The organism is Stenotrophomonas sp. CASM101 (genome assembly GCF_049384845.1).
Classification (GTDB): domain Bacteria; phylum Pseudomonadota; class Gammaproteobacteria; order Xanthomonadales; family Xanthomonadaceae; genus Stenotrophomonas; species Stenotrophomonas hibiscicola.
On record NZ_JBMRFR010000004.1, the window covers coordinates 19825 to 40862 of the forward strand.

Annotated in this window: 15 protein-coding genes; 4 read left to right on the plus strand and 11 right to left on the minus strand. The window is 66.2% G+C overall.

Features of this window, described 5'->3' with window-relative positions:
* Positions 1 to 38: 38 nt before the first annotated feature.
* On the minus strand, positions 39 to 956 hold the full coding sequence (locus tag VG543_RS08315; protein ID WP_312544369.1) for a hypothetical protein: 918 nt from the start codon (positions 954 to 956) through the stop codon (positions 39 to 41).
* A 289-nt stretch (positions 957 to 1245) separates the two neighbouring features.
* On the opposite strand from VG543_RS08315, the gene VG543_RS08320 reads away from it, so the two are divergent.
* Positions 1246 to 1539, plus strand: a complete 294-nt coding sequence (locus VG543_RS08320; protein WP_019660388.1) for a hypothetical protein — start codon at positions 1246 to 1248, stop codon at positions 1537 to 1539.
* Positions 1540 to 1644: 105 nt separating this feature from the next.
* Here the strand turns inward: VG543_RS08320 and VG543_RS08325 are convergent, their stop codons facing one another.
* The 3 genes from VG543_RS08325 to VG543_RS08335 are packed head-to-tail and all read right to left on the minus strand — an operon-like array spanning position 1645 to position 6758.
* Entirely contained in the window at positions 1645 to 4818 is a 3174-nt protein-coding gene (locus VG543_RS08325) for a multidrug efflux RND transporter permease subunit (RefSeq protein WP_019660387.1), read from the minus strand.
* Between the two features lie 15 nt (positions 4819 to 4833).
* The gene (locus VG543_RS08330) at positions 4834 to 6102 is read right to left on the minus strand and encodes an efflux RND transporter periplasmic adaptor subunit (protein ID WP_423178471.1); all 1269 of its coding nucleotides are present in this window, start codon (positions 6100 to 6102) and stop codon (positions 4834 to 4836) included.
* Positions 6102 to 6758: a TetR/AcrR family transcriptional regulator gene (locus VG543_RS08335; RefSeq protein WP_019660385.1), complete on the minus strand. Its 657-nt coding sequence runs from the start codon at positions 6756 to 6758 to the stop codon at positions 6102 to 6104. Before VG543_RS08335 ends, VG543_RS08330 begins: the two co-directional genes overlap by 1 nt.
* Before the next feature lie 250 nt (positions 6759 to 7008).
* Between VG543_RS08335 and VG543_RS08340 the strand changes: the two genes are divergently transcribed.
* The 3 genes from VG543_RS08340 (at position 7009) to VG543_RS08350 (ending at position 13945) form a co-directional block, all read left to right on the plus strand.
* Entirely contained in the window at positions 7009 to 11985 is a 4977-nt protein-coding gene (locus tag VG543_RS08340) for an NAD-glutamate dehydrogenase (RefSeq protein WP_423178470.1), read from the plus strand.
* Between the two features lie 194 nt (positions 11986 to 12179).
* Positions 12180 to 12953 carry an NAD kinase gene (locus tag VG543_RS08345; RefSeq protein ID WP_021202724.1) on the plus strand — a complete coding sequence of 258 codons (774 nt, stop codon included), beginning with the start codon at positions 12180 to 12182 and terminating at the stop codon, positions 12951 to 12953.
* 47 nt (positions 12954 to 13000) lie between these two features.
* On the plus strand, positions 13001 to 13945 hold the full coding sequence (locus tag VG543_RS08350; RefSeq protein WP_021202725.1) for a 5'-nucleotidase: 945 nt from the start codon (positions 13001 to 13003) through the stop codon (positions 13943 to 13945).
* A 61-nt stretch (positions 13946 to 14006) separates the two neighbouring features.
* Here the strand turns inward: VG543_RS08350 and VG543_RS08355 are convergent, their stop codons facing one another.
* The 7 genes from VG543_RS08355 to VG543_RS08385 all read right to left on the minus strand — a co-directional run bounded on the left by VG543_RS08355 (position 14007) and on the right by VG543_RS08385 (position 21036).
* Positions 14007 to 14558 (minus strand): DUF2939 domain-containing protein, encoded by a 552-nt coding sequence (locus tag VG543_RS08355; protein WP_423178469.1) that lies wholly within the window; start codon positions 14556 to 14558, stop codon positions 14007 to 14009.
* 42 nt (positions 14559 to 14600) lie between these two features.
* Complete coding sequence (locus VG543_RS08360; protein WP_423178468.1) at positions 14601 to 15581, minus strand: aldo/keto reductase; 981 nt, start codon at positions 15579 to 15581, stop codon at positions 14601 to 14603.
* Positions 15581 to 16267, minus strand: coding sequence for a DUF2461 domain-containing protein (locus VG543_RS08365; protein WP_021202728.1), 687 nt, complete (start codon positions 16265 to 16267; stop codon positions 15581 to 15583). The genes VG543_RS08360 and VG543_RS08365 overlap by 1 nt, the downstream gene beginning before the upstream one ends.
* Entirely contained in the window at positions 16264 to 17703 is a 1440-nt protein-coding gene (gene sbcB / locus VG543_RS08370; RefSeq protein ID WP_423178467.1) for an exodeoxyribonuclease I, read from the minus strand. Before sbcB ends, VG543_RS08365 begins: the two co-directional genes overlap by 4 nt.
* A complete protein-coding gene (locus VG543_RS08375; RefSeq protein WP_155029810.1) occupies positions 17703 to 19070 on the minus strand; it encodes an FAD-dependent oxidoreductase in 1368 nt (455 codons plus the stop codon). Before VG543_RS08375 ends, sbcB begins: the two co-directional genes overlap by 1 nt.
* A gap of 31 nt (positions 19071 to 19101) precedes the next feature.
* The gene (gene kynU / locus VG543_RS08380) at positions 19102 to 20376 is read right to left on the minus strand and encodes a kynureninase (protein ID WP_423178466.1); all 1275 of its coding nucleotides are present in this window, start codon (positions 20374 to 20376) and stop codon (positions 19102 to 19104) included.
* A gap of 138 nt (positions 20377 to 20514) precedes the next feature.
* Positions 20515 to 21036: a 3-hydroxyanthranilate 3,4-dioxygenase gene (locus VG543_RS08385; protein WP_026347065.1), complete on the minus strand. Its 522-nt coding sequence runs from the start codon at positions 21034 to 21036 to the stop codon at positions 20515 to 20517.
* Positions 21037 to 21038: the final 2 nt, after the last annotated feature.

The window sequence follows — 21038 nt, forward strand, 5'->3', positions numbered from 1 at the left end:
GACGGGGCGGCGATTGCCGCCCCGTTTCCTCTGCGCTGTCAACGTGGCAACCGGCAAACGATATCCTTTCCATTCCATTCACAGACGATCTGAAGGGATTCCCGTGGCATTCCCGGATGCATGGTCACGCCGTAGAGCCGGGCGGAGTCAACCCATCGTTCGAGCTCGCCGGCATCGTCAAAGCGATAGTTGCCGATGAAGCGCCGGGCCATCTCTGGATCGGTTGCCGCACCATCCGGAATCTTGTTGCCCTTGGCGTCACGGCTTTCACCTTGCACATAGCGGGCTTGATCAACCGCAGAAGGCGTGATGACCAGCGTGGTTTTTGAACCATCGCGCCATGTGATCCGATAGATGGCGCTGTCAATGCCGACGGTCTTGCTGACGAAGCTCAGGCCGATCGAGGAAAGGAATGTTGCCATGCCGTTCCAGGCGGCCGACGATGTTGTCGCCCCCGTGAAGGCCTTGCCGATGTCAGCTTCCAGCCTTGATCGCTCAGTGGCCATCTGAACGACATCGTAGGCGTTGAGGTTCTTGTGCTCTTCCGGGAAGCTTATGCCGTTGGCGTATTGCGGGTCATCAGGATGAACCTCGTACTGGACTCCTCTTCCGGCCCGCTGCCGCGGCGCGAACTGTACGGTTGGCACGTTGTTGTCGAGCATGCCCATGATCCGATTGAAGGATGCGTTGATTGGCCCGGGAATCTGCGCCCTTGTTGCGCGATAGCGCCGTAGCTCGCGATCGTATTCCACATCGAAACCATGGATCCGGCGCTGCTGGAGGTCGGCGACGATGGTCGGCCCCGTACCCGAGGAAAGCGCCAATGCGCGCGGGTCACGACAGTTGTCGCAGACGAGGACGCCTGCCGCGTGGCTGTCCTGGATGCTGCTGGCCGCGAAGAGCGCGCCAAACAGCAGGGCAGGGCAGCTGAAGAATCGTAGTGGTGCTCTTTCCATGATCAGTCTCCTGGAGGGCTTCGGATCGATTGCCGTCGAGACATCTGGATAGCAGCGATCCGGGCGTGCCGCATTTCTGTGTGCCCATGAATCCGGGGTGGGTGGCTTTCTGCGAACACGGTAGACGCCTTGAGCGCTTCGGTGTCGGGTGATGCCTTCCGGCGCAGCGGTCGAGGCTTCTCAATACAGGCCGTATGCGACCGGTCTCCGTGCAGTCGATGTGTCAGCGATCCATTGGCATTCCGGCTCGATGAGCGCAGAATGCTCCGCCGTTCATGGACACCACCACATGCTCATCTATCGAGGCGCGGGGCTGCTGATCCTGCTCACACCGATCGCTGCCGTGCTGCTCATCCTCATCCTGTTCCCGGATCCAGTGGTGGGTCGCGGCAATACTTCACTCGGCCAGGTCCTGCTGGCGTTCGGCCTTGGCTCGGCAATCAATACGGTGCTGGGTTTTGTGCTCAATCGAAAGCCGCGTGCACATGGCCTGCATGCTCCGCATCACTTCTTCTTCCTGCCGATGCAATGGCCTGCGATGGCGGTTGTGGCGGTGTGCGTGGTGGTGGCGCTGCTGCGCTGAGACGTTGCCCGAACAGCGCCAACCGAGGTTGGCATGGATGCAGAAGCGGCAACAAAAAAGGCCCCGGATCGCTCCGGGGCCTTTTCGTTTCAGCGCACCGCCGGATCAACGATCCGGGCGGTGGGCGGACTCTGCGTCGCGCTGGCGCTCCATGAACTCCTTCGACGGTTCATCCAGCTTGTCGCCCAGCATGCGGCGCACGACCACGAAGAACACCGGGATCATCAGCAGGCCGAGCAGGGTGGCGAACAGCATGCCGCCGATCACGCCGGTGCCGATGGCGTGGCGGGAGTTGGCGCCGGCGCCGGTGGAGATCGCCATCGGGATCACGCCCATGATGAACGCGAACGAGGTCATCAGGATCGGGCGGAAACGCAGGCGGGCCGCTTCGATGGTGGCATCACGCAGGTTCTTGCCTGCTGCGCGCTGCTCCACCGCAAACTCCACGATCAGGATCGCGTTCTTCGCCGCCAGGCCGATCACGGTGATCAGGCCGATCTTGAAGAACAGATCGTTGGGCAGGCCGCGCAGCATCGACAGGCCGAGGGCACCCAGCACGCCCAGCGGCACGACCAGCAGCACCGCCACCGGGATCGACCAGCTTTCATACAGGGCGGCCAGGCACAGGAACACCACCACGATCGACAGCACCAGCAGCAGGGTCGCCGCGTTGCCGGCCAGGATTTCCTGGTAGGACATGCCCGACCAGTCGTAGCCGAAGCCGGCCGGCAGGTCGTCGTTGACGATGCCTTCCATGGTCTGCATCGCCTCACCCGAGCTGGTACCCGGTGCCTGCGAACCGACGATGTTGATCGCCGAATAGCCGTTGTAGCGGCTCAGCGACGGCGGCGCCGACACCCATTCGGACTTGACCACCGTGTTCAACGGGATCATCGCGTTGGTGCCATCGGCGTTCTGGGTCAGGCTGGACGGGCTGTAGAAGCTCTTCAGCGATTCCTGGCCAGTGCGGTACGGACCATCGGCCTGCATGGTCACGCGCTTGATGCGGCCTTCGTAGAAGAAGTCGTTGACGTACACCGGGGCCAGCATCAGCTGGATGGTGCTGTACACGTCCGACACCGACATGCCCATCGACTGCGCCTGCACGCGGTCCACGTGCAGCTGCAGTTGCGGCGCGTTTTCCAGACCGTTGGGGCGCACGCCAACCAGGTGGTCCGGCTTCTGCGCGGCCTGGCCGAGCAGGATATTGCGGGCCTGGGTCAACTGTTCGTAGCCGGCACCGCTACGGTCCTGCAGCCACATGTCAAAGCCACCGAACTGGCCCAGGCCCTGCACGGTGGGCAGGTTGACCACGAAGATCTGCGCTTCCTTGATGCCGTAGAACGCGCCGTTCATGTTCTGGATGAACTCGGGCGCGGTGAACTTGCGTTCCTCCCACGGCTTCAGGCGGATGAAGCCCATGCCCACGTTCTCGCCGGAACCGACGAAGCTGAAGCCGGCCACCTGCAGCATGCCTTCATAGCCATCCTGCTTTTCCAGGATGCCACGCATCTGCGCGAACACTTCGTTGGTCTGGCCCTTGGTCGAGCCCGGCGGCAGCTGCACGATCGCCAGCGCATAGCCCTGGTCTTCTTCCGGCAGGAAGCTGCCCGGCATGCGGGTGAACAGGAAGCCGCACAGCGCGGTCAGCACCACGAACAGGATCATCCAGCGCGGCGCATGGCGCACCGCAGAGGTGATGTGGCCCACATAGGTGTGGCTGATCTTGTCGTAGTACTTGTTGAAGGTGCGGTAGACGATGTTCGGGTTATCGTTGTGCGTCGGCTTGAGGAAGGTCGCGCACAGCGCCGGCGTGAAGCCCAGGGCCAGGAACGCCGAGAATGCCATCGAGATGGCGATGGTCAGCGCGAACTGCTTGTAGATCTCACCGGCGGCACCGCCCTGCAGGGCGGAGGGGATGAACACCGCGGCCAGCACGACGGTGATCGCCACCACCGCACCGGTGATCTGGGTCATCGCTTTCTGCGTGGCAGGCTTGGGCGCCAGGCCCTCCTCGGTCATGATACGTTCGACGTTCTCGATCACCACGATCGCGTCGTCGACCACGATGCCGATCGCCAGCACCATCGCAAACAGCGTCAGCTGGTTGATGGTGAAGCCGATCATCCACATGCCCAGGAAGGTACCGAGCAGGGCGACCGGGATCACCAGGGTCGGGATCAGGGTGGCGCGGAAGTTCTGCAGGAAGATCAGCATCACCAGGAACACCAGCAAGACCGCTTCAAACAGGGTCTTGACCACTTCCTGGATCGAGATCTTGACGAACGTGGTGCTGTCGTACGGCGAGAACCAGGTCACCCCGGACGGGAAGCTGGGCTGCAGCTCGTCCATCTTGGCGCGCACCGCTTCGGCCACGTTCAGGGCATTGGCGCCCGGCAGAAGCTGGATGGCGAAGGCGCCGGTCGGCTTGCCGTTGTACTGGGTGTCGAAGCCGTAGTTGTTGGCACCGAAGGCGACGCGGGCGATGTCCTTCAGCAGCACGCGCGAACCGTCAGCGTTGGCGCGCAGGATGATGTTCTCGAATTCCTGCGGCGAGCTGAAGCGGCCTTCGGCCGAGACCGTGGCGGTGAAGTGCTGGCCTTCCGGCGACGGGTCCGAACCCAGCGCACCGGCGGCGAACTGCACGTTCTGCGCACGTACCGCGGCCAGTACCTGGCTGGCCGACAGGCCATAGCCCTGCATCTTCTCCGGGTTCAACCAGATGTTCATGGCGTACTCGGAACCGAACTGCTGGGTGCTGCCGACGCCGGGGATGCGCGAGACCTGGTCGAGCACGCGCGAACCGACGATGTCGTTCAGGGCGTCACGGTTGATGGTCGGGGTATCGGACTGCAGCGCCACCACCATCAGGAAGCCGGCGTTGGCCTTGGCCACCACCACGCCCTGCTGGGTCACTTCCGAGGGCAGGCGCGGCGTGGCCAGCGAGACCTTGTTCTGCACCTGCACCTGGGCGATGTCCGGATCGGTACCGGTCTCGAAGGTCAGGGTGATCTGCGCACGGCCGTTGGACGCGGACGAGGAACTGAAGTACAGCAGGTGATCGATACCGGTCAGCTGCTGCTCGATCACCTGGGTGACCGATTTTTCCGTGGTGTCGGCACTGGCACCCGGGTAGGTCGCCGAGACGGTGACCTGCGGCGGGGCGATGTTGGGATAGGACTCCACGCCCAGGTTGAGGATCGCGATCACGCCGCTGAGCGAGATCAGGATCGCAACCACCCAGGCGAAGACTGGATGTTCGATGAAAAATTTAGGCATGACGGAAGGTTCCCGTTACTGCTTGTTCGAATCGGTGGCGGCCGGCTTGGCCGCATCGGCCTGCTCGGGCTTGGCAGCGTCGGCCGGTGCCTTGCCTGCGGCCGGTGCAGCGCCCGCCGGAGCGGCGCCGCCTGCGGCAGGCTTGCCGTTGGCGTCTTGCCCCGGGGTCCACGGCTTGGCCACCGCCGGTGCACCTTCCTTGACCTTCTGCACGCCGGCCACGATCACCTTGTCACCGGCGGCCAGGCCGTCGCTGACCAGCCAGTTGCCGTTCTGCGCGCCATCGGTCTTCACGTTCTTGCGCACGACCTTGCCGTTGGCGCCGACCACCATCACGTAGCCGCCGGTGGTATCGCGCAGCAGGGCCTGCTGCGGTACCAGGTAGGCGTTGTTGCGCTCGCCCAGGTTGGCCTGGAAGCTGACGAAGGCACCTGGCAGCAGGATCTGCTGCGGGTTCGGCAGCACAGCGCGCAATGACACTGCACCGGTGGCCGGGTCGACCGTAGTGGAGGAGAAGTCCAGCGTGCCCGGCTCGCTGTAGGTGCTGCCATCGGCCAGCTTCACTGCCACCGTCGCCTTGCCGTCGCCGGACAGCGCCAGCGCGCCCTTGGCCTGCTGCGCGCGCAGCTGGGTCAGTTCGTCCACGCTCAGCGAGAAGTTCACGTACAGCGGGTCGAGCTGATCGACGGTGGTCAGCAGGGTCACATCGCCCTGGCCGACCAGCGCGCCCTCGGTGACCTGCTGCTTGTTGGCCACGCCACTGATCGGCGCGGTCACTTCGGCGTAACCCAGGTTGATCCGCGAGGAGGTCACGGCGGCTTCGGCCTGCTTGACCGCGGCCAGCGCGGTGCGCTCGGCCGACTCGGCGTTGTCCAGGTCGGACTTGGAGACGAACTGCTGCGGCGCCAGCGAGCGTGCACGGTCGGCGGCCACCTTGGCGTTGGCGTAGGTCGCGCGGGCCGAGGCCAGCTGCGCTTCAGACGCATTGAGCGAGGCACGCAGCGGCGCCGGGTCGATCAGGAACAGGGTCTGGCCCTGCTTGACCTGCGAGCCTTCCTGGTAGACGCGCTTGAGCAGCACGCCCGGCACCCGCGCGCGCACGTCGGCACTGCGGAACGGCGACAGGCGGCCGACCAGCTCACGCTGCAGCGGCAGGGTCTGCGGCTTGGCGTCGATCACGCCCACCTCCGGCGGCGGGGGCGTCTGCTGTTCCGGCTTCTTGCAGGCAGCCAGCGCGACAGCAACGGCGCACGTCAAGGCAAGGGTGCGGAGTGGGGCGGTCATCAGGAGGAACTCCGGGGTTGGTTTGTAGACGGGGCCGCCGACGGCTGTGGCGCGAAGGCGCGCAGGAAGCTGTCGACGGAGAACTCTGCCCAACGCCGACGCAGCAGTGCGTCATCACGGTGGGGGGTATGGAAACGCTGTTTGTCGAAATCCTGACCGGCAATCATGCTCAGCAGCAGTTCGGCCATGAAGTGCGGGTCGTCATGCCGGAGCTGGCCACGCATGCAAACGGTTTCAATCCATTCAGCAAGATGAAGCGTCAGCGCGCCGGCACCGTGCCGGTACAGCGTACGCGCCTCTTCGGGAAACTGGGCCGCATCGGCGGCAATCAGCCGGCAGGCCTGGCCCACGTGCGGTTGGTTGAAGTGCTCCAGGAAGTCAATGGCGAACTGGAGCAGGCTGGCACGCAGGTCGTCAGTGCGGAGTGCACGGACCATGGCGCCGGTGGCGTGGCCGACATGGCGCTGCATCACCCGGCGCAGCAGCTCCTGCTTGCTGCCGTAGCGCGAGTACAGGGTCTGCTTGGAGCAGCCCGCATGCTGGGCCACTGCGTCCATGCTCATCTGCATGCCCTGCTGGGCCAACAGCTGGCGTACGGCTTCGAACACGCGCTCATCGCGTGCGTCGAGGGCAACGGGGAGGTAGGCCGGATTCACGCGGTGGACTATACCGTCCAGTTCAGGATTGTGGAATCGAAACGGCGTTGCCGCGTGTGTCTTCCGGTAACACGCTTTGCCGATCCTGTCGCCAGAGCCGAACCGGGCGCCATCACCCTACCGGCGCGAACTGAATAGGCGTCTAAACCGCAGCAAACCCGAATCTGCTTATTCCGTCCTGCAGCAAGGCCTTTTCCCGCGGTAGGGCTACAATTTCATTTTCCCAACTGAGCAAGCGCATCGCTCTGCCATGAAACCGCAAAAAACCGCAGCCAAGACCGTGAAAAACAAGACCAAACCAGCAGAAGCGGAGGTCGCAGTGACCGCTGGTTTCTCCCTGGAGCCGGTGTACACGGCCTTGCGCAAGCGCTACCCCGCGGCCGCACAGGCCGAAGCAGTGGCCTTTGCCACTGACTTCTACAAGCGTATGGAGGCGGACGAGTTCCCGCACCACAGCGCTGAAGAGTGGGCCGCTCTCGCGGCTGAGACGCTGGAATTCGCCCGTGCCCGCAAGGCTGGCAAGGCCAACGTCCGCGTGTTCAATCCGACCGCGAAGGCCAACGGTTGGGAATCGCCGCATACCGTGCTGCAGATCGTCAACGACGACATGCCGTTCCTGGTCGACACCGTCACCATGTCGCTGGCCGAGCAGGGCGTGGGTGTCCACGTGCTGGGCCACCCGGTGCTGCGCTTCACCCGCGACAAGGCCGGCAAGCTGGTCAAGGTCGGCGAGGGTGATGCCGAGTCGGTGATGCTGCTGGAGATCGACCGCCAACCGGCCGACGCCATGGCCGCCATCGAACAGGCCATCAACAAGGCGCTGGATGAAGTGCGTGCGATCGTGCGCGACTGGCAGCCGATGAAGGACAAGGCGCTGGCACTGGCCGACGACCTGGGCAGCCGCCAGCTGCCGGTCGACGACGCGTCGCGCGAGGAAGCACAGGAGTTCCTGCGCTGGGCCGCTGACAACCACTTCACCTTCTTCGGCTACCGCGAGTACCGCGTCGAGAAGCAGGGCAAGGAAGAGGTGCTGGCGCCGCTGAACGACACCGGCCTGGGCCTGATGCGCGGCAAGGACAAGTCCGCCGCCCGTCCGGTCAAGACCCTGGCCGCGCAGGGCCTGAACACCACGTCCGGTTTGAAGGACGCGCTGATCCTGACCAAGACCAATGCCCGTTCGCGCGTGCACCGCGCCGGTTACATGGACTACATCGGCGTGCTGGAGTTTGACGCCAAGGGCAAGATCATCGGCGAGCAGCGTTTCCTCGGCCTGTTCACCTCCAGCGCCTACAACCGTCGCCCGTGGGAAATCCCGCTGGTGCGCCAGCGCCACGAGCACGTGATGAAGCAGTCCGGCCTGGCCCCGGCCAGCCACAGTGGCAAGGCCCTGCGCCATATCCTGGAAACCCTGCCGCGCGAAGAACTGTTCCAGTCCAGCGAGGACGAACTGTTCCGCACCGCGATGGGCGTGCTGGGCCTGCAGGAACGCGTGCGCAGCCGCCTGTTCCTGCGCCGCGACAAGTACAGCCGTTTCATCTCCGCGCTGGTCTACCTGCCGCGCGAGCGCTTCAACACCGACGTGCGCCTGCGCATCGAGGCGATGCTGAAGGACGCGCTGCACGGCGAGTACGTGGACAGCTCGGTGGTGCTGGGCGAATCGCCGCTGGCCCAGGTGCACCTGATCGTGCGTCCGAAGCCGGGTGAAATGCTCGACGTCGATACCGCCGAACTGGAGCAGAAGCTGGCTCAGGTCCTGCGCAACTGGCAGGACGACCTGCGCGAGGCGCTGGTGGCCCGCCATGGCGAGACCGAAGGCCTGCGGATCGCCGCCCGCATCGGCAAGGCGCTGCCGGCCGGTTACATCGAAGACAACAGCACGGCTGTTGCGGCCAACGATGTCAGCCAGCTCGACGCGCTGACCGGCCCGGACGACCTGCGCCTGAGCCTGCAGGCCGTGCCGCGCGAAAGCGGTGATGGTCTGCGCCTGAAGCTGTATCGCCAGCTGGACGACATCCCGCTGTCGGACGCGCTGCCGATGATGGAAAACATGGGCCTGCGCGTGATCGCCGAGCGTCCGTACCGCCTGTCGGTCGACAACGCCCCGGTATACGTGCAGGACTTCGAGGTCGAGTCCACCGCTGGCGCGATCGATGCCGCCAGTGTCGATGAAGCCTTCGGCGAGACCTTCGCCCGCGTCTGGCACGGCGATGCCGAGAACGATGGCTTCAACCGCCTGGTGCTGGCGGCCGGCCTGCACTGGCGCCAGGTCGCCATGCTGCGTGGCTACTGCAAGTACCTGCTGCAGACCGGCGTGCCGTTCTCGCAGGCCTACGTGGAAGGCACGTTCGCGCGCTACCCGCTGCTGGCCCGTCTGCTGGTCGAGCTGTTCGAAGCCCGCTTCGATCCGGCCACCGGCCACGAGAGCAAGGACGACATCGCCGCCGGCCAGGCCCAGCTGAAGGCCCACTTCGATGTGCTGGCTGCTGGCGACGAGGCCACCCTGAAGGTGCTCAAGACCGTGGTCGACGCCCGCAAGGGCGACCGTGACGCGCAGATGCAGGCCGCGCGCGATGCGCTGCTGAAGCTGATGGACCGCGTGTCCAGCCTGGACGAGGACCGCATCCTGCGCTCGTTCATGGGCGTGATCGACGCGACCCTGCGCACCAGCTACTACCAGACCGATGCCAACGGCCAGCACGGCCATGTCATCAGCTTCAAGTTCGATTCGGCGCTGGTGCCGGACCTGCCGAAGCCGCGCCCGTACCGCGAGATCTTCGTGTACGGCCCGCGCGTGGAAGGTACCCACCTGCGCTTCGGTGCGGTTGCGCGTGGCGGCCTGCGCTGGTCGGATCGTCGCGAAGACTTCCGTACCGAAGTGCTGGGCCTGGTCAAGGCACAGATGGTCAAGAACACCGTCATCGTGCCGGTCGGCGCGAAGGGTGGCTTCTTCGCCAAGACCCCGCCGGTGAACGGCGACCGCGATGCGATCTTCGCCAACGGCGTGGCCTGCTACAAGCTGTTCATCCAGGGCCTGCTGGACATCACCGACAACATCGTCAACAACAAGATCGTGCCGCCGGTGGATGTCGTGCGCCACGACATGGACGATCCGTACCTGGTGGTGGCCGCCGACAAGGGCACCGCGACCTTCTCCGACATCGCCAACGGCCTGGCCGTCGCGCACGGCTTCTGGATGGGCGATGCGTTCGCCTCCGGTGGTTCGGTCGGCTACGACCACAAGGGCATGGGCATCACCGCGCGCGGTGCGTGGGAATCGGTCAAGCGCCACTTCCGTGCGCTGGGCCGTGACAGCCAGAGCCAGGACTTCACTGCGGTCGGCGTCGGCGACATGTCCGGCGACGTGTTCGGCAACGGCATGCTGCTGTCGCGCCACATCCGCCTGGTCGCTGCGTTCGACCACCGCCACATCTTCCTGGACCCGAATCCGGATGCGGCCACGTCGTTCATCGAGCGTGAGCGCCTGTTCACCCTGCCACGTTCGAGCTGGGCGGACTACGACACCAAGCTGATCAGCAAGGGCGGCGGCGTGTACCCGCGCAGCCTGAAGTCGATCGAGATCACCCCGCAGGTGCGTGAGGCGCTGGGCCTGGACGAGAACGTCAAGGCGCTGTCGCCGAATGATCTGATGAGTGCGATCCTGAAGGCACCGGTCGACCTGCTGTGGAACGGTGGCATCGGTACCTACGTCAAGGCCGCCAGCGAACAGCACAGCGACGTCGGCGACCGTGCCAACAACGCGCTGCGCGTGAACGGTGGCGAGCTGCGCTGCAAGGTGGTGGGCGAGGGCGGCAACCTGGGCATGACCCAGCTGGGCCGCATCGAAGCTGCCCAGGCTGGCGTGCTGCTCAACACCGACTTCATCGACAACTCGGCCGGTGTCGACACCTCCGACCATGAAGTCAACATCAAGATCCTGCTCAACGATGTGGTGCGGGCCAAGAAGCTGACCGTCGAGCAGCGCAACAAGCTGCTGGCGTCGATGACCGATGAAGTCGCCGAGCTGGTGCTCAACGACAACTACCGCCAGAACCAGGCGCTGAGCCTGATGGAGCGGATGGCGGTCAAGCGCCTGGGTTCCAAGCAGCACTTCATCCGCACCCTGGAACAGCAGGGCCTGCTGGATCGCCAGATCGAGTTCCTGCCGTCCGACGCCGAGCTGTCCCAGCGCAAGGCGCGCGGCCAGGGCCTGACCCGTCCGGAACTGTCGGTGCTGCTGTCCTACTCCAAGCTGGTGGCGTTCAACCAGCTGCTGGATTCGGACATCCCGGAAGATCCGTACCTGTCCAAGGAACTGCAGCGCTACTTCCCGACCCCGCTGCAGAAGAAGTACGCCGACGCGATGGAGCGTCACCGCCTGAAGCGCGAAATCATCGCCACGGCCGTGACCAACCAGACCATCAACCGCATGGGCGCCACCTTCCTGATGCGCATGCAGGAAGACACCGGTCGTTCCATCGCCGAGGTCGCCAAGGCGTACACCATCAGCCGTGAAACGCTGGATGCACGCGCGCTGTGGGCGCAGATCGATGCCCTCGACGGCAAGGTGCCGGAGTCGGTGCAGATCGACGCACTGGAAGTGATCTGGAAGCTGCAGCGTTCGTTCGTGCGCTGGCTGCTGTCGCGCCCGGGCGCGATGCCGGGCATCACCGAAGCGGTCAACCGCTACCAGGGACCGTTCAACGACATCCGCGTTGCCTCGGGCGTGCTGCCGGATTCGCAGCGTCCGACCTACGAGGCCCTGGTGGCCGAGTGGAAGGAAAAGGGCCTGCCGTCTGCACTGGCACAGCAGCTGGCCGAACTGCACTTCCTGGAACCGGCGTTCGACATCATCGAACTGGCCCGCACCCGCAAGCTGAAGCCGGTGGACGTGTCCAAGGTCCACTTCCGCCTGGGCGATGCCCTGCAGCTGCCGTGGCTGTTCGAGCAGGTCGATGCGCTGGAGGTCAATGGCCGTTGGCACGCCGTGGCACGTGGCGTGCTGCGTGACGAACTGGCAGCCAACCACCGCAACCTGGCCGGGCAGGTGCTGGGCACCAAGGGCAACAGTGCCGAGGCCAAGGTCGCTGCCTGGATGGGCCGTGATGACAACAGCCTGCGCTTCACCCTGGCGATGCTGGCCGAACTGGCCGAGCAGAAGACCCTGGACTACCCGACCGTCTCGGTCGCGGTGCAGCGCCTGGGCCAGCTTGCTGCCCACGGCGCGTAAGTGACGTAGCGCCGGGCCATGCCCGGCCTGCGTGGAGAAAAGGAGCGGCCCCGCGAAAGCGGGGCCGTTCTGCATTGCCTTGGTAGTGCCGGCCGCTGGCCGGCAACTGCATGAACCGTTATCGGCTGAAGCTGCCGGCCAGCGGCCGGCACTACCGGGTATGCTCTTGCTGGCACACCCACCCGGATCCACCGATGAGCGACACCCCCCGCATCGCTTTCCTGGCCAGCAACACCGAACCGGCGCAGATGGCGCGCGCGGCCATGATCTCGCGTTATGGCGATCACGCGCCTGAGCAGGCCGACGTGCTTTGCCCGCTGGGGGGCGACGGTTTCATGCTGCAGACCCTGCACCGGCACGGGCACCTGGGCAAGCCGGTGTTCGGCATGAAGCTGGGCACCGTGGGCTTCCTGATGAACCAGTACCGCGGCGACGATGACGTGCAGGCGCGCATCGCCCGTGCCGAACCGGCCAACCTGCGCCCGTTGGAGATGGTGGCGCTGACCGAATCGGGCACCAGTACCGGGTCGCTGGCCTACAACGATGTTTCACTGCTGCGCCAGACCCGGCAGGCTGCGCATATCGGCATCGACCTGAACGGCCAGGAGCGTGTGGCCGAACTGATCGGTGACGGCGTGCTGGTCGCCACCCCGGCCGGCAGCACCGCCTACAATTATTCCGCGCACGGCCCGGTGTTGCCGCTGGGGTCGCATACCATCGCGCTGACGCCGCTGGCCCCATATCGGCCGCGACGCTGGCGCGGGGCGATCCTCAAGGCCGATACCGAAGTGCGCTTCCGCGTGCTCGATCCCTACAAGCGTCCGGTCAGCGTCACCGCTGACTCGCACGAGACCCGCGACGTAGTGGAGGTGACCATCCGCGAGTCCAGGGACCGGCGCGTGACCCTGCTGTTCGACCCGGAACACAACCTGGAAGACCGGATCCTGAGCGAACAGTTCGTTTTTTGAGGACAATGGGCGGCCGGCCCTGCCGACCGCTTGAAGGACCCCCACCGATGGGCGACAACTCCCCCCGTTTGCTGACCGTCGCGGTCACCTCGCGCGCGCTGTTCGACCTCGAGGAAAGCCATGCGCTGTTCGAGAGCGATGGCGTGGCGGCCTATGCAGAATTCCAGCGCCAGCATGAGGACGACATCCTCGGACCTGGCGTGGCCTTCCCGGTAGTGCGCAAGCTGTTGGCCCTGAACCAGGGCGCCAGCCCGGAGGACCCGCGGGTCGAGGTGATCCTGCTGTCGCGCAATTCGGCCGACACCGGCCTGCGCATCTTCAATTCGATCCAGCACTATGGCCTGGGCATCATCCGCGCGACGTTCACCGCCGGCGAGCCGACCTGGCCCTACGTGAAGCCGTTCGGCACCGACCTGTTCCTGTCGGCCAACCCCGAATCGGTGCGCAGCGCGCTGCGCCATGGCATCGCGGCGGCGACCATCCTGCCCAAGCCGCCTGGCGAGACCGCAGCCGCAGCGGCCGACCAGATCGACATCGGTCGCCCTGCCGGGCAGCTGCGCATCGCCTTTGACGGTGACGCGGTGATCTTTGGTGACGAGAGTGAACGCATTTCGCGCGAGCAGGGCGTGGAAGCCTTTGGCCGCCATGAGCGCGAACGGGCCCGCGAGCCGCTCAGCGGCGGTCCGTTCCGTGGCTTCCTGTCAGCGCTGCACACGCTGCAGGAAGTATTCCCTGCCGGCGAGAGCGCGCCGATCCGTACCGCACTGGTGACTGCGCGTTCGGCGCCGGCCCATGAGCGGGTGATCCGCACCCTGCGCGAGTGGGGCGTGCGCCTGGACGAAGCGCTGTTCCTCGGCGGCCGGCACAAGGGGCCGTTCCTGCAGGCGTTCGGCGCCGACATCTTCTTCGACGATTCGCAGCACAACATCGACAGCGCCCGCGAGCATGTGGCTGCCGGCCACGTACCGCACGGCGTCGCCAACGAGGGATAGGGCGGATTCGACCGGCAGGTGCCAACCGTTGGTTGGCACTGCCGTCAGGCCACGGGTCCGATTAAGGGCTGCCCGACATCCCCAGCTGCAGATCCACCACCTTCCAGCGCAGCCCCTGCGGCTCCAGTACCACCTTCATCGGCGGCTGGCCCGGACCGCGATCGACATCGATCACGAAGCGGTCCAGCGCTTCGAAACGGTGTTCGGCATTCTTCAACGGTCGCGCCGGTTCGGTCGGGCCGAAGGCATCGCCGCCCTGCAGTTCATTGCGGCCGCGCTTCCACAGCACGTGGCCCTGCAGCATCGCGCCGATCCCGGTGGGGGTCACCATGGTGTCCACCGCGGCACCGCCCAGCTGGTCGCCCAGCCCGTACAGCAGGGCACCGAAGGGACTGGCCGCCACGTCCGGGCCGGCCTGGCGCACCAGGTAGTCATTGAGCTGCGCGCGCAGGCTGCTGCGCACGCGCGGGAAATCGACGTAGCGTTCCAGGCGCGCGGTGTCGCGCTGCTCGATGGCCTTGGAAAGGCCATTGACGGTCAGGTAGGGGCCGCCGAACCACCAAGCCGCCAGGGCCAGGACCAGCAGCACAACCAGTGCGGAGAGCTTCTTCATGGCGGACAGACTGCCGCAACGGCGGCAGTGCGGGGTGAAGACTCAATGACTGGGCGAACCACGGCCATCACCGAAGGCATCGACCAGCTGTTGCCGTTCCGCCGGGGTCAGCGCCTCAAGGCGCGTCGCCAGCACTTCGTCCAGGCTGCCGGTGCGGGTGGTGCCCAGAATGCCGCTGGCGACGCCGCGATGGCCCAGGGCGTAGGCAAACGCGGTCTGGGCGGGGCGCTGGCTGTGGATGGCGGCGATGGTGTGGCGCATCCGGCGTGCGCTGTGCATCAGGGAGCGGCTGCTTGGCTTGAGCCAGGCTCTGGCCAGGTACCAGGCGTCGGCCGGGCGCGGCAGGCGGGCCCGTGATGGCAGCAGGTGGCCCTGCGCCAGCACGGTGCCGGCCAGCACGCCGATACCGGCCGCGTGCAGCCGGTCGATGAGGGGTTCACGATCCTGCTGCAGGGCGTTGTAGTCCAGAAGCACCACGTCGAACAGCGTGGGATGGTCGATCATCCAGCACAGGGTCGACGCCGTGTGCGTATTGATGCCGGTGTGCCGGATCAGCCCGCGTTCGCGCAGTCGCTGCAGTGCGGCCAGCAGGTCATCGTTGATGTCGTGCTGGCTGGCACCGTGCAGCTGGTAGATATCGAGGTAATCCAGGCCGAGGTTGCGCAGCGAGGCTTCGCAGCTGGCGGTGATGGCCGCTGGCGAAAAATTGCGCTGCTCGGCGCCGCTGACGCCGGCCTGGCCGGTCAGCGTGCCGCCCTTGCTGGAGATCACCAGCGAATCGCGCGGGTATTGCTTGAGCAAGGAGCGCAGGATGCGGCCCAGCCGCGGCTCGGCGTGGAAACCGGAGTAGTTGTGACCGGTGTCCAACAGGTTCACGCCCTGTGCCAGTGCATGCTCGACGACGTGCGCGGCCGACTGCTCCGGGAAGCGCCGATGCCCCCAGAAGCCGGAGCACCCAAGTCCGACCGGCGAAACCGCCAGGCCGGTGCGGCCCAGCGTGCGCCGTTGGTGCGCCAACGGCATCAGAATTCCAGGTCCAGCGCTGCGCACAGATAGTCGACGAACGGGCCGAGCGCGGCCAGATCCTTGCCCAGCGTGGACAGCAGGCGTGGGCCGGTCATCGTGGCGTCATCCAGCGGGCGCCACATCACCCAGTTGCGGTGCTTGAGGTCGTCGATGAACTCGAAGTCGGCCGGGAAGCCGCGCGGCGGACGCACCAGCTTTTCGCTCTCCTCGAACTCGAAGCGCCTGCGCAGCGCAGGTGCATGAGCCGCGGCCTTCCAGCTGCCCGGATTGTCGAGGATGAAGTGGCGCACGCGGCGCTGGGTTTCCGGTTCCGGGTGCCACAGGCCGGCACCGACAAAGCTCTCGCCTGGCTGCAGGTGCACATAGAACGAGGGCGCGGCCACTTCGCGACGGCGCTCATGGAACAGGCGCGCACCCTGCCAGGTCTTGTAAGGCGATTTGTCGTTGGAGAAACGCGCGTCGCGGTGGATGCGGAACAGTGAGCCGCCGACGCCGCGGGTATCGGCGCGGAAGTGTTCGCTGACCTCGGCAAGGGCTGGCTGAAGGTCACCCAACAGGCGCAGGAACGGCTGTCGCACATGCTCTTCGTACTGCTGGCGGTGGTCGTTGAACCACGCCTTTTCGTTGTGGCGCGCCAGGCTGCGCAGGAACTTGAAGCTGGCGTCCGAGAAATAGGTACTCACAAGGTCTCCTGCAGGTGCTGGCCCCAGTCGCGCAACGATTGCAGCAGGGCCTGGCGCCGCGCGTCGTCGGGCGACTCGGCGGCCAGCGCATCGAGCTGCTGCTGGTACTGGGGCAGGTTGAGTTCGCCCAGGCCGCCGTCTCCCAGCAGGCGCTGGCGCCGGTAATCCTGCCAGCGCTGGCGTTCAGCCGGCGCGAGGCTGTCGGGATGATTGCGCGCACGGTAGCGGAACAGCAGCTCCGGCAGGCGCGGGTCGCGGAAGCGGCCTTCCAGCGCGGCCAACTGCTCCGGTGCGGTCGTGCGGGCCAGCGCCAGCAGCGGTTTGTCGCCGTTGCCGAGGAAGCCGTCGTACAGGGAGGCATCGACGTCGGCCACGGTGGCCGCGCGCGGCTGGTTGTAGACCTGGCGCGCCTTCTCGGCAAGCTGAGGGGCGAACCCGCGCAGCCGTTCAACCTTGGCCTCGATCGCGGCCACGTCCAGGCCCAGGCGCGCGTGGTCGTCGCCACGAAGGTGGTTCCAGGCGACCAGGGCGGGCACCTTGTTCAGGTGCACTTCCTTCAGCGGCACCCGTGCCACGCCCTCGGGCAGTTCACTGGCGCGCAGGTACAGGCGCTGTGCGATCACCTCGGCCGGCAGGGCCAGCAGGTCGTCGATGTCGCCGTCCAGGTCGAACACGATCACCCGGTTGCTGATCGTCGGGTGCACGGCCAAGGGCAGCACCGGCGCCGCGCACAGACGGCTGGCGGGGTAGCGCATGGAAATGTGCAGCACCGGCGTCATCGTGGTGACATCCAGCAGGGTGCCGACGAAACGCTTGTCGCGCAGCTTCAGGGCGTAGTCCCACAGGCGCGGCTGCGACTGCTTGAACAGCCGTGCCATGCCGATCGTGGCTCGCACGTCGGATAGCGCTTCGTGCGCATCACCCTCGCGCACGTTGTTGGCTTCGGCCAGGTGCTCGAGTTTGAACGAGGTGGCACCGTCCTCGCGCAGCGGCCACTGGATGCCATCCGGGCGCATCGCGCGCATCAGCCGCAGCATGTCCAGCAGGTCCCAGCGCGAATTGCCGTTGCGCCACTCGCGTTCGTATGGGTCATGGAAGTTGCGGAACAGGCCGTAGCGGACGAATTCATCGTCGAAGCGCAGCGTGTTGTAGCCCAGCGCGCAGGTGCCGGGTCGCGACATCAGTTCGTTGATGCGGTCGAAGGCTTGGGACTCGCTGATGCCTTCGGCCAAGGCCTGCTGCGGGGTGATGCCGGTGACCAGGGTGGCCATCGGCGAGGGCAGCAGGTCATCGGCCGGGCGCACGAAGAAGCTGACCGGCGTGTCGATCTCGTTGAGGTCGGCGTCGGTGCGGATGGCGGCGAACTGCGAGATGCGGGTGCGCCGTGGATCCTGGCCGAAGGTTTCCAGGTCGTAGAACAGGAAGCTGTCAGCCATCAGTGCGCACCCTCCAGGACCGGTAGCTGCGCGTGGATCTGCGCTTCCAGCGCCGCCCAGTCGATGTTGTCCAGCGACTCGTGGCCGACCGTGGCCGCCGCCAGCAAATCGCGCTGCAGTTCGGTGCGGCGCAGCGCTTCGGCGTACGGCGTGTGCAGGAAGGTGACCATCGTGTAGTGCGGGACGAAGCGGGTCGGCCAGCGCCGCTGCAGTTCCTGCTCCAGTTCGCGCTGCAGCAGGAACGAGGGATCGGCCACGCGGTCGCGCATTTCCAGGTAGTTCTCCAGCGCCATCTGCTGGATCGCGCGTGCATTGGGTTTGCGCTCGGCCTCGAACGCAGCGAACGCACTTTCCAGGTCATCCGCCTCCATCAGGTGACGGGCCAGCGCAACGCAATCCTCGAACGCGCAGTTCATGCCCTGGCCGTGGAACGGCACCATTGCATGCGCGGCGTCGCCGATCAGTACGGCGCGACCCTGCTGGTGCCAGCGCTCCAGGGTGAGCGTGCCGAGCAGGCCCGGCGGGTGCTGTTCCCAATCCACGCGCAGGTTCGGGATCAGCGGCAGCGCGTCCGCGAACTCGCGAGCGAACAGCGCCTCGGCCTGCGCACCGGTATTGATCGTGGCAAAGCTGGGATCGCCCTGGTTGGGCAGGAACAGGGTGACGGTGAAGGTGCCTTCATGATTGGGCAGGGCGATGCACATGTAGTGGCCGCGTGGCCAGATGTGCAGCGCGTTGCGCTCGATGCGGAAGCCCCCGTCTTCGGCCGGCGGAATCTCCAGCTCCTTGTAGGAGTGATCGAGGAAGGCGATGTCCTCGCCCAGCGGCGCGCGCCGGTTCATTGCCGCACGCAGCGCCGAACCGGCACCGTCTGCACCGATCAGGGTGTCGAAGCGGATGTCGTGCGGGCTGTCATCGCGGTCATCGATGAAGCGGGCGTAGCCGGCATCGAAATCAACGGTGTGCAGGCGGCGATGGAAATGCACGGTGGCCCCTGCCTGTTCGGCCAGTTCCAGCAGCGTGGTGTTCAGGTCGCTGCGGTGGATCGACCAGATCACTTCGCTGTCATCACGGCCATAGCGCTGCAGCTGCGGTTCGCCGTCGCGTGGATGCACCATGCGTCCGCGCATCATCACCGCGCGCGCCATCACCTCGTCTTCCACACCGGCCTGGCGCAGGGCGTTGCGCCCACGCTCGGCCAGCGCCAGGTTGATCGAGCGGCCGCTCTCGTAGTCGGCCACGCGCGGATCGCCGCGGCGTTCGTACAAGGTGATGCGCCAGCCCTGGCGTGACAGCAGGATGGCCAGCAGGGAGCCGGCGAGGCCGGCACCGATAATGCTCAACGAGCGGGAGGCGTGTGCGATCAACGAACTGTCCAGCAGTAGGGGAGGGACCGGCTCAAAGGCCTGCCCAGGCTTCCACTTCCTCGACGAAGTGGTGCACGTCCAGGTAGCGGTTGTAGAGCGGGGTGGGCGAGATGCGGATCACGTCGGGCTCGCGCCAGTCGCCGAGCACGCCGATGCTGCGCAGGTGCTCGAACAGGGCGCGCCCGCGCTCGCGGCCGCCGATCACGCGCAGCGACAACTGGCAGCCGCGGCGCTGCGGGTCTGCCGGGGTGATGATCTCCAGCACCTGCGGCAGGCGTGCGCGCACCAGTGCTTCGAGCATGCCGGTCAGCGCCAGCGATTTGCTGCGCAGCGCGTCCATGCCGGCTCGCTCGAACAGGTCCAGCGAGGCGCGCAACGGTGCCAGCCCCAGAATGGGCGGATTGCTCAGCTGCCACCCTTCGGCACCGATGGCCGGGGTGAACTGCGGTGCCATCTGGAAACGGGTGGCTTCCTCATGGCCCCACCAGCCAGCGAATCGGGGCAGGGTGGTGTCGCGATGGTGGCGCTCGTGCACGAAGGCGCCGGCAACCGCGCCCGGGCCGCTGTTGAGGTATTTGTAATGGCACCACACCGCAAAGTCCGGCGCCACGTCATGCAGGCGCAGCGGCAGGTTGCCCACCGAATGCGCCAGGTCGAAACCGATGCGCGCCCCCTGCAGGCGTGCGGCGCGGGTGATTGCATCGAGGTCGAAGGCCTGGCCGGTGCGGTACTGCACGCCGGGCCACAGCACCAGCGCCAGGCGCGGGCCGTGCTCGGCGATGGCGCGTTCGATCGCGGCCAGCGAAATCGTGCCGTTGGCTTCGTCCGGCTGCACTTCCACCAGACACTCGGCCGGGTCGAAACCATGGAAGCGGATCTGAGCTTCCACCGCGTGGCGGTCGGTCGGGAATGCGCCGGCTTCCATCAGGATCACCGGGCGCTGCGTGGTCGGCCGGTAGAAGCTGACCATCATCAGATGCAGGTTCACGCTCAGCGTGTTCATCGCCACCACTTCGCTGGGCAGCGCACCGACCACGCGGGCCAGCTGCGCGCTCACCAGGCGGTGGTAGGACAGCCACTGGGTAGGGCCGGTGAAGTGGCCTTCCACCGCCAGCTCGCCCCACTGCTTCATCACTTCCTGCACCGCGGCCTGAGCGCCACGCGGCTGCAGGCCCAGCGAGTTGCCGACGAAGTAGGTCTGCTCGCCGCCGCCATGGCGCGGAATCAGGAATTCGTTACGCATCGGACGCAGCGGATCGGCGGCGTCCAGGGCAATGGCGTGGGTGCGGCTGAGCAGGTCGGACATGGTCGGGCAACAGGCTGCAACGGGACCGCCAGTGTAGCGCTTGGCGGCGTGCCTGCCGCCGAACCTGTAGAGCCGAGCCCATGCTCGGCTGCCGGGCCACGAAGCCGAGCATGGGCTCGGTTCTACAGGGGCAGGTGCTCAGCCCGCCGCCGGCACCGGCAGCGGATCCACGTGCCCGCACTGGCTGCAGGTGCGCAGTTCCAGGCTGGCGTGGTAGCGCGCGAACACCTTGGGCAGGTCGGTCTCGATGTTCTGCAGCGCGAAGAACTCTTCGTGCAGCTTGTGGTTGCAGCGTTCGCAGTGCCAGATCACCCCGTCCTTCTCGTGCGGCAGGCGCTTGCGCTCGACCACCAGGCCGATGCCCCCGGGCGGGCGGCGCGGCGAGTGCGGCACCTTCGCCGGCAGCAGGAAGACCTCGCCGGCGCGGATCGGGATGTCACGTACCGCACCGTCCTCCTGCACCTTCAGCACCATCTCGCCCTCGAGCTGGTAGAACCACTCCGGGCCTTCGTCGTAGTGATAGTCGGTGCGCGAATTCGGCCCGCCGACCACCATCACGATGAAATCGCCGTTGTCGATCATCTTGTTGCCCACCGGCGGCTTCAGCAGGTGGCGGTTCTCTTCGATCCAGGCGTGCAGGTTGATCGGCGAAGCGAGCATGG

Bases quoted from the DNA above. Each gene is read 5' to 3' on its own strand.
- VG543_RS08320 (WP_019660388.1), top strand. From the start codon at position 1,246: ATGCTCATCTATCGAGGCGCGGGGCTGCTGATCCTGCTCACACCGATC.
- sbcB (WP_423178467.1), bottom strand. From the start codon at position 17,703: ATGGCTGACAGCTTCCTGTTCTACGACCTGGAAACCTTCGGCCAGGAT.
- VG543_RS08350 (WP_021202725.1), top strand. From the start codon at position 13,001: ATGGGCGACAACTCCCCCCGTTTGCTGACCGTCGCGGTCACCTCGCGC.
- VG543_RS08345 (WP_021202724.1), top strand. From the start codon at position 12,180: ATGAGCGACACCCCCCGCATCGCTTTCCTGGCCAGCAACACCGAACCG.
- kynU (WP_423178466.1), bottom strand. From the start codon at position 20,376: ATGTCCGACCTGCTCAGCCGCACCCACGCCATTGCCCTGGACGCCGCC.
- VG543_RS08330 (WP_423178471.1), bottom strand. From the start codon at position 6,102: ATGACCGCCCCACTCCGCACCCTTGCCTTGACGTGCGCCGTTGCTGTC.
- VG543_RS08385 (WP_026347065.1), bottom strand. From the start codon at position 21,036: ATGCTCGCTTCGCCGATCAACCTGCACGCCTGGATCGAAGAGAACCGC.
- VG543_RS08355 (WP_423178469.1), bottom strand. From the start codon at position 14,558: ATGAAGAAGCTCTCCGCACTGGTTGTGCTGCTGGTCCTGGCCCTGGCG.
- VG543_RS08325 (WP_019660387.1), bottom strand. From the start codon at position 4,818: ATGCCTAAATTTTTCATCGAACATCCAGTCTTCGCCTGGGTGGTTGCG.
- VG543_RS08360 (WP_423178468.1), bottom strand. From the start codon at position 15,581: ATGCCGTTGGCGCACCAACGGCGCACGCTGGGCCGCACCGGCCTGGCG.
- VG543_RS08340 (WP_423178470.1), top strand. From the start codon at position 7,009: ATGAAACCGCAAAAAACCGCAGCCAAGACCGTGAAAAACAAGACCAAA.
- VG543_RS08315 (WP_312544369.1), bottom strand. From the start codon at position 956: ATGGAAAGAGCACCACTACGATTCTTCAGCTGCCCTGCCCTGCTGTTT.